Annotated in this window: 10 protein-coding genes and 2 pseudogenes; 6 read left to right on the forward strand and 6 right to left on the reverse strand. The window is 55.6% G+C overall.

Translation table 11 applies throughout. From position 1 onward, the window contains the following. Positions 1-98: 98 nt before the first annotated feature. Positions 99-1,295, reverse strand: a complete 1,197-nt coding sequence (locus tag AC13E3_RS02305) for a DUF4158 domain-containing protein (protein WP_482901664.1) — start codon at positions 1,293-1,295, stop codon at positions 99-101. 94 nt (positions 1,296-1,389) lie between these two features. Between AC13E3_RS02305 and AC13E3_RS02310 the strand changes: the two genes are divergently transcribed. Next, on the forward strand, positions 1,390-1,995 hold the full coding sequence (locus AC13E3_RS02310; RefSeq protein WP_041932919.1) for a recombinase family protein: 606 nt from the start codon (positions 1,390-1,392) through the stop codon (positions 1,993-1,995). 30 nt (positions 1,996-2,025) lie between these two features. Here AC13E3_RS02310 and AC13E3_RS02315 read toward each other — a convergent pair whose 3' ends face one another. Then, positions 2,026-2,319: a metal-sensitive transcriptional regulator gene (locus tag AC13E3_RS02315; protein ID WP_020932524.1), complete on the reverse strand. Its 294-nt coding sequence runs from the start codon at positions 2,317-2,319 to the stop codon at positions 2,026-2,028. 283 nt (positions 2,320-2,602) lie between these two features. Next, positions 2,603-2,812, reverse strand: coding sequence for a hypothetical protein (locus AC13E3_RS02320; protein WP_136629442.1), 210 nt, complete (start codon positions 2,810-2,812; stop codon positions 2,603-2,605). Between the two features lie 217 nt (positions 2,813-3,029). On the opposite strand from AC13E3_RS02320, the gene AC13E3_RS02325 reads away from it, so the two are divergent. The 5 genes and pseudogenes from AC13E3_RS02325 to istB (AC13E3_RS02345) all read left to right on the forward strand — a co-directional run bounded on the left by AC13E3_RS02325 (position 3,030) and on the right by istB (AC13E3_RS02345) (position 8,009). Further along, positions 3,030-4,871, forward strand: coding sequence for a copper resistance system multicopper oxidase (locus AC13E3_RS02325; protein ID WP_441295086.1), 1,842 nt, complete (start codon positions 3,030-3,032; stop codon positions 4,869-4,871). Next, on the forward strand, positions 4,864-5,628 hold the full coding sequence (locus AC13E3_RS02330) for a copper resistance protein B (protein ID WP_092034159.1): 765 nt from the start codon (positions 4,864-4,866) through the stop codon (positions 5,626-5,628). The genes AC13E3_RS02325 and AC13E3_RS02330 overlap by 8 nt, the downstream gene beginning before the upstream one ends. Before the next feature lie 46 nt (positions 5,629-5,674). Then, positions 5,675-6,142, forward strand: coding sequence for a DUF2231 domain-containing protein (locus tag AC13E3_RS02335; protein ID WP_092034156.1), 468 nt, complete (start codon positions 5,675-5,677; stop codon positions 6,140-6,142). A 296-nt stretch (positions 6,143-6,438) separates the two neighbouring features. Further along, a pseudogene (gene istA / locus AC13E3_RS02340) lies at positions 6,439-7,209 on the forward strand (IS21 family transposase); the annotation flags it as partial. Continuing rightward, entirely contained in the window at positions 7,206-8,009 is an 804-nt protein-coding gene (gene istB, locus AC13E3_RS02345) for an IS21-like element helper ATPase IstB (RefSeq protein ID WP_052479629.1), read from the forward strand. The pseudogene istA (AC13E3_RS02340) and the gene istB (AC13E3_RS02345), both read left to right, overlap by 4 nt. Positions 8,010-8,065: 56 nt before the next feature. Here istB (AC13E3_RS02345) and AC13E3_RS02350 read toward each other — a convergent pair. From AC13E3_RS02350 to istA (AC13E3_RS02360), 3 genes and pseudogenes are all read right to left on the reverse strand, one after another. Next, positions 8,066-8,872, reverse strand: a pseudogene (locus AC13E3_RS02350) (IS110 family RNA-guided transposase); the annotation flags it as partial. Positions 8,873-9,000: 128 nt separating this feature from the next. After that, entirely contained in the window at positions 9,001-9,756 is a 756-nt protein-coding gene (gene istB, locus AC13E3_RS02355) for an IS21-like element helper ATPase IstB (RefSeq protein WP_011786423.1), read from the reverse strand. A 14-nt stretch (positions 9,757-9,770) separates the two neighbouring features. After that, on the reverse strand, positions 9,771-11,315 hold the full coding sequence (gene istA / locus AC13E3_RS02360) for an IS21 family transposase (protein WP_011786424.1): 1,545 nt from the start codon (positions 11,313-11,315) through the stop codon (positions 9,771-9,773). Between the last annotated feature and the right edge of the window lie 40 nt (positions 11,316-11,355).

An 11,355-nucleotide genomic window follows, 5' to 3' on the forward strand; every position in this document is an offset into this window, starting at 1 on the left:
CCACTCGTTCAGGCTCGGGGGAAGAAGCAGTTCCTGGCCAGGCGAATACGGGCGGAAAGTGGTTCCCATCAGTCATCCTGTTGCTGAAGAATTTTGATCTATTGTGCCAGAATGTAGCTTCTGCCGCGCAGACTCCTAGCGTAGCCACTGTTCACAAAATCCAGAGGATCGGCTCCAACTTTGGCATTCACAGCGGTGGCATCTTCGACCAGGCGATTGAATACCTCCCAGCCGCAATCCTGTTCAATGGCTGTGTCGACGGGCTCGCCGGCTTCTCGCGCCGCGATGATCGATGCGCCTACTTCGGAAAAAGTTTTGAGTGTTTGTTGGATGAGCGCACGTTGATCGTTAATTTGATCATCTCTAAAACGCTCAGAAGCACGGTACAGCCGACCCACAATTCGATCATGGGTTTCGACGATGGCGTCACCGATTGCGCCATGCCATTCAACACCACAGACGACTAGTATCGCCAGTTTTCTATGCGTAGGTAGATCACGCATGCCATCGGCATAGTAGCGTTCACCCTGGCGACGAAGGCGGGCTACTCTGTGCGAGGGCACACCCTGAAGCAAAGAAGGGCTGAGTTCCAAATCAACGATCCGTTCCAGCCGATCGAGCAACCCATTGACCACCCGTGAGTTGCTGCCCGGTTCGTGTTGGCGCAACCAGACGAATCGGGTGACGCCTGTCACCGTTGTTTCGCTGAGCAATGCGGTGAGTCTGTCCACTGTGGTGTTGTCGAGACGATCCGCGATGCGCCTAGAGATACGATTGTCGGCGGCGACCAGAGCATCTGCACACAATCGTTCAACCGTTGAAGGTGCCGGTACAACAATGCGCCGAAGGCGCATTTGGGCGACCACTTCGCGTGCCAACCCTTCGTTAGAGTGGGCCTGTTCAGCGGCTGATGCCAGCCACTGGGCGAAATCTAGGTCAGAAGCCTGATAAGTTCGATAGCCGTATAGATTCTGGAGCGACACCGAATGCTGATAGCGTGTCTGCCGTCTCTCCGCATAGTCGGCAAGGTCGCTTTTCGACAAACCCAGTTGCGCCCCAATAAATTTGATAATTGGGTCTGGGATGAATTCGCCTGGTTGGAGTAGTCGACCGGGATACCGCAAGGCACATAGCTGCAATGCGAAACCCAATCGGTTGCCGGGGCGTCGCCTTGTTTTGACATGCTGCATGTCCTCGTCACTCAACACGTAGTGGCGGAGCATCGAGTCTTCATCCGCTGGCAATCCGAACAGTGCTTCCCGTTGTCGTTCGGTCAGAATGGTGCGTCTTGGCATGCGATACTGTCCCAGTTAAACTAAAGGCTAAACAGGACACCAATCCAGCCAGTAAACATGCGGCTTTGCAAGCCTTGAAGAGAGGTAGGTTTAATTGGGACACCGGGTAGCCATTTATTGTCGAGTGTCGACAGCTGATCAATCGTGTGCGCGGCAGGCACGCGATCTTCGAGCATTCGCTAAGCGAGCGAACTACGACGTCATTGGAGTTTTCAAGGAAACGGGGTCAGGTGCGAAATTGGATCGCACAGAACGAAAGAAAATTATGGCCTTGGCGCAACGCCGGGAAATCGATGCGGTAGTCGTGACAGAATTGTCTCGATGGGGTCGATCAACCATCGACCTGCTCAACACGCTCCGCGACCTGGAAAACTGGAAAGTCTCGGTGGTCGCCATAAGCGGCATGACCTTTGATCTATCGACATCCCATGGTCGGATGATGGCAACCTTTCTATCCGGCATCGCAGAATTTGAACGTGATTTAATTAGTGAACGCGTAAAATCCGGTCTTGCTGCAGCAAAAGCTCGCGGCAAAAAGCTGGGCCGAAAGAAGGGCTTCCGCCCAAAATCCGACAAACTTTCACCTAAAGTGCTTCACCTCATTGAACAAGGTAAGAGCTATCGATGGATTGCACGGGATCTCGGTATTAGCAAGAACACGGTCTCTGAGATTGTAAAACGCTCACGCGAGGCGGCCTAGACGCAGGCACTTTTTCTCGGTACCAGACCCTCAGCGACCTCGTTCAAACAGATCGACGAGTTCAACGATCTTATCTCTTTGCTCATCCAAAGAGCCTTCTCTAAGTGCACCTTCAATACAGGAATTTGCATGATCACGTAGAAGTTCGGTTTCAACTTTTTTCAACGCGGCTTTCGTGGCCTGAATTTGTTGCAAGATGTCGACACAGTAGCGACCTTGTTCCAGCATTCGATCTACGCCGCGGACTTGACCTTCGATTCGCTTAAGGCGCCTCGAAATCGCTTTTCGAGAGGCGGGCAAATCTGATTTTTCAAGGTTGGACATGGTGTTATCACTCGGTCGACATACTCCTTAGGAGTATACAACGACCATCAGCTTGATATCAGTCTCGAGTTCTCACGTGACCGTTGATGCGCAGCCAAGATTGAATGATTCTAATCCTGGTCGCTTGGCCTTGTTAAATACGCCGGGGGAGTATATTGTGGCAAGCATGTCGATCCTCCGCCTTTATATATCTTCGTTTCTGGTCCTCCCCTTGGTCTTAGGCGCGGGTGTCGGGGTGTGCTATGCAAATGCAAGCACAGGGATAGACGAACATGCGCATCATTCAGTCGATGGTGGACCGTGCGATGGTGAGTGTTCTTATGACCATTGCTTTACCCATTGTGCGGTTAATGCCACAGAGCATCTCCAACAGGATGCCCTCCAACCGACGACGCGCATCGATGACCTCGACGACAATCTTGTCGCTGTATTCAAATTCAGTGAATCCATATGGCCTCAAGCGCAGGTCACTTCGAACTCGGCACGCGAGCATGTTCCGCCTCAGAGAACAGTCGATTCGCCAGTTCATCGTTATGATCGCCTGCTGAATTAGCCTGCCAACTTTTTGATGTCAGTGGCCTATCGTCGTCATTGACTGGATAGTGCCAATTTCCAAAACTAAGTTATTCCGCCAGGGCGTGCTTTTTACGCCGGGATAGCGCGCAAGCAACCAAGATTATTTGTTGGAGCGAACAATGAACAACCAAACGATGTATTCGAAATCAAGACGCCGCTTTATAACGCAAGCGGGTGCTACAGGTGCAATCCTTGGGCTCAATTCTTTGGTCCCGGCTTTTGCCGGAGAAACCTTAGGCTTAGGCTTACGCCCCGAACAAGCAACCGGCCCGATTGATCTCAATATTACCCGTCAGCCCCTTGATATTGGCGGGCGAATGGGCGATACGGTGACGATCAGTGGTTCCATTCCCGGTCCGCTTGTTCGCCTAAAAGAAGGGCAGGACGCAGTTATTAGGGTCACAAATCAACTGGATGAAGACACTTCCATTCACTGGCATGGCTTACTGCTCCCCTATGAAATGGATGGCGTCCCCGGTGTCAGCTATGCGGGTATCAAGCCAGGTGAGACGTTTCGTTACGCCTTTCCGGTAAAGCAAAGTGGCACGTACTGGTATCACAGTCATTCTGGATTGCAGGAACAGCAAGGTCACTATGGGCCGTTAATTATTGATCCGATTGCCCCCGAACCGTTTGCATACGACCGCGAATATGTGGTCATGCTTTCTGACTGGACGTTTGAGAACCCAATGAGCGTTCTGAAGAAACTGAAGAAGCAAAGCGATTACTACAACTATCAACGCCGAACAGTTCCCGAGTTGTTTAACGATGCTGAAGAAAACGGTTGGGGTAAAACGGTTCGAGAACGCATGGTCTGGGCGCGATCGCGGATGGCGCCTACGGATATCGCCGACGTAAGCGCTGCGACCTATACCTATTTAATTAACGGAATGGCACCAGATTCCAATTGGACAGGCTTGTTTCGGCCGGGAGAGCGCATACGCCTGCGGTTTATCAATGGCGCTGCGATGAGCTACTTCGATGTCCGCATCCCGGGACTGAAAATGACCGTGGTACAAGCAGATGGGCAGAATGTTCAGCCGGTCGCTGTTGATGAATTTCGAATTGGCGTGGCGGAAACCTATGACGTCATTGTCGAGCCTGTCGACGAGGCGGCATACACGATTTTCGCAGCCTCCATGGACCGCAGCGGTTATGCGCGCGGAACCCTGGCATCCAAAGCAGGGCTCGAGGCAGCAATACCGCCGCTAGGCAATCCTCCGGTGCGCACAATGAAGGATATGGGCATGGGTGCGATGGCCATGCCGGGTATGACGTCGGCACCCAAAGATGGCGTGCCTGCGATGAACATGAAAGATGGGACTATGGCGATGCCGGGTGAAATGCCTGCTAAGAAGCAGACGATGGACAGTATGGACATGTCACGCAATAGAGGCACTGGCATGTCAACAGCATCATCGCCAGTAAAGCATGGCCCGGACCGTCACGGTAAAGGCAACACAATGGTTGCTGAATTTCCGAGTAATCGCCTGAGCGAACCGGGTGACGGACTGGAGAACAATGGCCGTCGCGTGTTGGTGTACACCGATTTACGCAGCCTGTCGCCGTATCCCGATCAACGGACTCCGGAACGCGAAGTAGAATTGCACCTGACCGGCGTGATGGATCGGTACATGTGGTCGTTCGATGGTAAAAAGTTTTCTGAAGTGGATGGTCCTGTCCACTTTAAGTATGGCGAACGCCTGCGCTTGGTGCTGGTCAACGACACCATGATGGAACATCCGATTCACCTGCACGGTATGTGGATGGAACTCGAGAATGGCGCCGGTGAATACCGGCCACGCAAACACACGCTCAACGTGAAGCCTGGTGAGCGGCTGACCGCGCTGATCAGTGCAGATGCCCCCGGCAACTGGGCCTTCCACTGCCACCTGTTGTATCACTTGGACATGGGTATGTTTCGAGTGGTGTCGGTGACCAATGATGCAGTGTCATCGGAGAACCGCAATGGATAATCAATTGCTCACCACATCCCCCTCGATTCGAATTGTGCTAGGCAGCTTTTTGATTGTTCTCCATACGTTTGCTTTTGCGGAGGAATCCGGTTGGCCGGAACCCGTTGAAGACAACTTACCGCTGGGTATGATCATCGCAGACCAGTTCGAGTATCGCGATAACGACGGCGCCGATACGTTGCGCTGGGATATGCAGGGCTGGTATGGCACCGACACCAACAAACTGTGGATGAAATTTGAAGGTGACGACCAAACATCAGCAAACGGCGGCGAGTTGGAACTTCAAGCGCTCTATAGCCGAATGATCGCGCCGTTTTGGGATTTGCAGGTCGGCCTGCGCTATGACCGACAGTATGGCTCTGGCCCCGATCAGGATCGCAGTTTTGCGGTGCTGGGCGTCCAAGGTTTAGCGCCTTATCGATTCGAAGTCGAGCCCGCCCTCTTTATCAGCGAGGATGGCGACGTCTCGGCTAGATTAGTAGGCACTTACGACCTGTTGTTCTCGCAACGCCTCATACTGCAACCTCGATTTGAAACCAATATTGCAGCCAGTTCAGTACCTAGATTTGGCGTCGGTAGCGGGTTGAATGATGTGCAACTAGGTCTGCGATTACGTTACGAAGTTCGTCGAGAATTCGCGCCTTATATCGGCGTCAGCTGGAAGCGCCAATATGGCAACACGGCTGATCTGACCCGTGCCGACGGCGGAGACGTTGACAATCTGGCATTGGTTGCCGGCTTTAGAGTGTGGTTCTAACTCGTGCACACCAAATATTCCATTTATTTCATAGGAGCTATACCCAATGTTACCGATTGAACAAATCCACCCATTGATTGTGCATTTCCCAATCGTCTTTGCGTTATCGCTGGCGGCGTTCGATTTCGTCGTTGTTTCTCGGGGTGTGTCCCTCGATGGTCGCGGTGCTATTGCTAATATCTCGGCTGGACTCGGGCTAGGCGCGGGGCTGGCCGCCGCAGTCGCTTTTGTTTTTGGTGACCTTGCGCTCGATGTCGCGCTGGCCAACGGTACGTCCCTTGCAATATTAGAAAGGCATGAGGAGTTGGGAAGTATTACAGCAGGTGTCTTAGTGGCTTGGGGGCTGCTACGCGCAGTTATTTGGTGGCGAGGCACCGTTCTATCGAGGCGCCTCTGCTGGGGTGCAGTGGTATTCGAGCTGGCGATTGCAGGACTGATCGTCACAACTGCTTATTTTGGTGGTCAACTCGTCTATGAATTCGGCGTCGGTGTTTCGTTGCCGTCGGGACTTTAGACTGTTTTGGTTGGGGCATGAGTCTAAATGGTTGGACTTTATTGTCCGCGTTCACTGATATGCGGAACCTGTTAGTCACCTAAGAGGGCGAGTCCTTTCTCACAGACAATACTTGTGAGCTGTGTTGACCATTGAGAGAGGGGGCTGAATATCAATTTGGCTTACATTTATGTCCTATGGCCGATTCCATTTGGATGTCTAAAAAAGATAACTACTGAGGGCATCCTTTTTAATTGAATTTCTGCAATAGACGCTACCCTTCGGGTGTCATTTCGCCCTCTCCCGCAAACGACCCCAACATCGCGGTGAACGTGCTGGGCTACTCCCGATACCTTCACGTCTGGGCCGGCCCACGCCAGGATGCGGAACACACCTACGAGTCCCTGGTGCAAGCCTTCCGGTACTTTGATGGCGTCCCCGCCAGTGTTCTGGTGGATAACCAGAAGGCGGCGGTGGTTCGTCATGACCGTGATGGCAAGGTCACCTTCAATACCGGCTTCCTGGAGCTGGCCAATCATTATGGGTTCGTTGCCAAAGCCTGTCGCCCTCAGCGCCCCAGAACCAAAGGCAAGACCGAGCGGATGGTGGGCTACGTAAAGCACCACTTCTTCCAGCGGTACCGCAGCTTCGACAGCTACGCGCACCTGAATCAGTTGCTGGAGCACTGGTTAACAACCTGTGCCCATCAACGTCTGCTGCGGCAGTTCCAGCAAACACCGCTGGAGCGGTTCGACGCCGAGAAGCCACACCTGCTGGCAAGGCCAGCAACGGACTTCGACACCCGATACTACGATGTCCGCCATGTTAGTTGGGATGCCTACATCGATGTGCGGGGAAATCGGTACAGTGTGCCCGCCCAGTGCTGTGGGCAACAGGTCACGATCCGCATCAGCCTGGACGATGAACTGACCGTCTACGACATCCGTGGCCAGGAAGTGGCTCGCCACCGACTCACGGATCGCAAGGACGGCTGGCAGGCTATTGAGGACCATCATAGTCCCTTGTGGCAGGACGTGATGCCGGTGCAGCACCGAAGCCTGGCGGTGTATGAGGAGGTGCTGCAATGAACCTTGACCAACTCCTCGACCGGCTCAAGATGGACCACCTGCAAGCCACGCTGGACAGTCTCTGTGAACACGCCAGCAAGAAAGACCTGAACTACCGGGAGTTCCTGGAACAGGCCCTGGCCCAGGAATGGGGTGGCCGCCACCAGAAAGGCCTGGATACCCGCCTGAAACAGGCTCGCCTGCCCTGGATCAAAACCCTGGAGCAATTCGACTTCAGCTTCCAGCCGAGCATCGACCGCAAGCTGATCCGGGACCTGTCCGGACTGGGGTTCGTGGAGCGCAATGAGAACGTTGTGTTACTGGGCCCGCCCGGGGTGGGTAAAACCCACCTGGCTGTCGCACTTGGCGTGAAGGCTGCCGAAGCCGGGCATCGCGTTCTGTTCATGACTCTGGACCGCCTGGTCAGCACCCTGATGAAAGCGCGGCAGGAAAACCGGCTGGACCGTCAGCTACAACAACTGACTTACCCGAAGGTCCTGATCCTGGACGAGATCGGTTACCTGCCCATGACCCGGGAGGAAGCCAGCCTGTTCTTCCGGCTGATCAACCGTCGTTATGAGCGCGCCTGCACCATCCTGACGTCCAACAAGAGCTTTATGGACTGGGGCGAGGTGTTCGGAGATCAGGTCATCGCCACCGCAATACTGGACCGGCTGCTGCACCACTCAACGACACTGAACATCAAGGGCGAGAGCTACCGACTGAAGGACAAACGGAAGGCCGGACTCGTTCCCGGTACTACTCAACAACAGGAGGAATCTGACGACCCGGACACTCAAAAAGCGGTCACTGAAAACTGATGAAAACCGGACAATCTAAACTGATAAAAATCGGTCAAAACTCACTGTTGTTGACAGCGCTTGGTAATTCTGCCCAATCGGGGCTTACCACCGGTTGAATATTGCCGGGGTACCAGACCCAGCCAGGCGGCAAAGTGCCTTCCACTTTTGAACTGCCTGGGATCGGGGGCGCTGGCCAGTATAGCCGTCGCCGTTTGTGGCCCAATACCCGGAATGGCCATTAACCGTTTGGCCCGCTCGTCACGCCGTGCCATTGCTTCGATCTCCCGGTCATAGGCCAGGATTTCTTCATCGAGCTGGAGGATGCGCTGATTGATGTTATTAAGTAAACGACGGGCCAGCATGGGCAAACCGTTTTCGGCATCTTCCAGGATGTCCGGAATTCTATGGCGAGCCTGATAACGACCTTGAGGAACGGTCAGTCCAAACTCGGCCAACAGCCCGCGAATCTGATTGATCTGAGCGGTACGCTCTTTGGTCAATCCTCGACGAATACGGTGCAGGCAAAGCACCGCTTGCTGATCGACAGTTTTGGTCGGTACGAATCGCATGTTGGGCCGACCGACAGCTTCGCAAATGGCTTCGGCATCGTTGTCGTCGTTCTTGCTGCTCTTGCGGTAGGGCGCTACGAACCGGGGTGCGATGATCCGGGCATCGTGGCCAAACCTGGTTAACTCACGAGCCCAGTAGTGGGCACCCGAGCAGGCTTCCATACCGATCAGACACGGCGATAGTTGAGCAAAAAACGCCAGCAGTTTAGGACGATTAAGTCGTTTGCGGACCACGACCTTGCCGTATTGATTGGTGCCATGAATACTGAACACAGTTTTCGCCAAATCGATGCCAATAGTTGTAACATTCATGAGGACTCCCCCTCTTCTGATTGAAGTCTGACTACTGCGTATTCCGGCGAACGTGACCGGTCATTCCGGGGATCGTGACCGGTTTGCACACGGCCATCACGCTGGAGTCAGTTTTGTACTCTGAGCGGTCACGATGGGTCAACCGATTCCGTGTTTTGTGCCTTGGCTTTTCTTAGTGATTCTCCTTTTAGATTGAGTCGGTGAGCGCCGTGCAGAAGCCGGTCCAGAATGGCGTCTGCGAGTGTGGCGGAGCCGATGTAGTCGTGCCAGTGTTCGGTTGGTAACTGACTAGCGATCAGGGTTGAGCCTCTTCCGTGCCGATCCTCAATCACTTCCATCAGATCCTGTCGTTGTTGCACGGTGACCTTCTGCATCCCCCAGTCATCCAGGATCAGCAGGTCGGTTTTCAACAGTTGGTTCATCAGGCGGGCGTAACTGCCATCGCCGTGGGCGATGCGCAGCTGTTCGAACAGGCGCGGTACCCGCAAGTAACGGACTGAGAGCCCCTGCCGGCAGGCCTGGTTGCCCAGGGCGCACGCCAGCCAGGTCTTGCCGCAACCGGTAGGCCCGGTGATGCACAGGTTCAGGGACTGGCGGATCCAGTCACAGCTGGCCAGCCCCGCCATACGGGAGCGCTCCAGCCCTCTCGGGTGGCGGTAATCGATGTCTTCCACGCAGGCCGAGACCCGCAACCGGGCCGCCTTCAGCAGCCGTTCCAGGCGGCGGTTTTCCCGGTGCAGCACCTCCCGGTCGATCAGTAAGGCCAGGCGTTCCTCGAACGCCAGGTCGTGGGTGTCGGGCTGTGCCCGCTGCTGTTCCAGGGCATCGCACATGCCGGTCAGTTTGAGTTGGCGCAGGGCGTCGAGGGTGTTTTGAGTCAACATCAGTTTCTCCGGGATCAGTGGTAGTAGCGGGGGCCGCGAACGTTGGTGTGTACTGGCAGCTCTGTCAGTTCCGACTCCTCCTCGGCCAGGGGTAACGGGAGCTGATCCAGCCCCTGTTTCAGGATCGAGCTGATGCTCTGGTAGCTGGCCGAGTTGATAGCTAGTGCTCGACTACAGGCCTGCTCCAACCGGTCACGGCTGTAACGTCGACTCAGGTTCAACAGCCCCAGGCATGATCGGTAGCCATGCTCCGGATGAGGGCGATCCTTAAGCTGTCGCTGTACCACGTCGAGCGTGGCGGGACCGATGTCACTGGCCCAGTTCAGGAACCGTCCCGGTGACCAGTTCTGATGGGCCTGATGGGACTTGGGCATGTGCTCGGTCAGGGTCACGAAGCGGCTCTTGCCGTGGCGAGGATGCAGGGCTACCCGTTGTCCTTTGTGCATGACCTCAACGGACGTATCGGTCACCCGAACATCCAGCTTCACACCCACCAGGGCGTGAGGCACGCTGTACAGGCGTTTGTCGATCTCGATGTGGTAGTCGATGCCCGGTCGTGCCTTGCGCCACTCGGCGTAGACGTAGGACGTTGCCGGCAGTGGCCTGAGTGCAGGTCGGTCCAGCGCTTCGAACAGGCTCTGGCGGCTCTCGGAGCGCCCCTGGAACGGGCGCTGGTTCAGTGCCGGTAGCAGGTCTGCAATCGCCGAGTTCAGTTCGGCCAGTGAGAAGAACGTTCGGTGACGCAACCGGGCCAGGATCCAGCGTTCAACCAGCAGCACAGCGGCTTCGGCCTTCGCCTTATCCTTGGGCTTGTAGGGGCGGGCCGGTAAGACCGCCGTCTGGTAATGGGTTGCCAGTTCCGCGTAGGTCTCGTTGAGCTGGGGCGTGTATCGGTCTGCCTTGGTGACCGCTGCCTTGAGATTGTCCGGAACCAGCAGTTCCGGCACACCACCGTAGAACGCCAGCATCCGCTGGTGGGAGGCGATCCAGTCCGGCAGGCTCTGGCTCCAGGTGGCCTCGGCGAAGGTATAACTGGACGCGCCCAGCACAGCCACAAAGACCTGGGCCTTACGCATCTCGCCGGTGCTGCGGTCCACCACCGGCACGGTGGGACCGCAGTAGTCGATAAAGATCTTCTCGCCGGCCCGGTGGACCTGGCGCATGCTGCGCCGCTGCCGGCCGCGCCAGAGCCGGTAGTGATGGCAGAACTGACTGTACCGGCGGGCCTTGTCGCCGTGGCGTTCGACGTACTCAGCCCAGAGCAATTGCAGGGTGACGCCCTTGGTCTTGAGTTCCTGGTGGACCTGGAAGTAGTCGGGCTCAGCAAATCGAGATGGGGGTGTCTTGGCCGGGAAGAGCTGGGCTTCCAGTCGTGCCTCGTCCGTGCCTTCCGGCAACGGCCAGGTGATGCCCTGCGCGGTGGCCAGGCTGACATACTTGCCGACCACGCCCTTGGAGAGTCCGCAGGCACGGGCAATGCGCTCATGGCTCAGGCCCGCTTCGTACTTGAGGCGCAAGACCTCGATGATCTGTCGCATGGAAATCCTCGCTGCCGGCATCCGCCCTTCCTCGTGATGAAAAAGGAAGGGGTATGCCGGA

The sequence above is a fragment of the Marinobacter sp. L-80 genome (assembly GCF_056859395.1).

Coding starts and splice junctions, on each gene's coding strand:
- AC13E3_RS02305 (WP_482901664.1), bottom strand. CDS start 1,295: ATGCCAAGACGCACCATTCTGACCGAACGACAACGGGAAGCACTGTTC.
- AC13E3_RS02315 (WP_020932524.1), bottom strand. CDS start 2,319: ATGTCCAACCTTGAAAAATCAGATTTGCCCGCCTCTCGAAAAGCGATT.
- AC13E3_RS02320 (WP_136629442.1), bottom strand. CDS start 2,812: ATGCTCGCGTGCCGAGTTCGAAGTGACCTGCGCTTGAGGCCATATGGA.
- AC13E3_RS02325 (WP_441295086.1), top strand. CDS start 3,030: ATGTATTCGAAATCAAGACGCCGCTTTATAACGCAAGCGGGTGCTACA.
- AC13E3_RS02330 (WP_092034159.1), top strand. CDS start 4,864: ATGGATAATCAATTGCTCACCACATCCCCCTCGATTCGAATTGTGCTA.
- AC13E3_RS02335 (WP_092034156.1), top strand. CDS start 5,675: ATGTTACCGATTGAACAAATCCACCCATTGATTGTGCATTTCCCAATC.
- istB (WP_052479629.1), top strand. CDS start 7,206: ATGAACCTTGACCAACTCCTCGACCGGCTCAAGATGGACCACCTGCAA.
- istB (WP_011786423.1), bottom strand. CDS start 9,756: ATGTTGACTCAAAACACCCTCGACGCCCTGCGCCAACTCAAACTGACC.
- istA (WP_011786424.1), bottom strand. CDS start 11,315: ATGCCGGCAGCGAGGATTTCCATGCGACAGATCATCGAGGTCTTGCGC.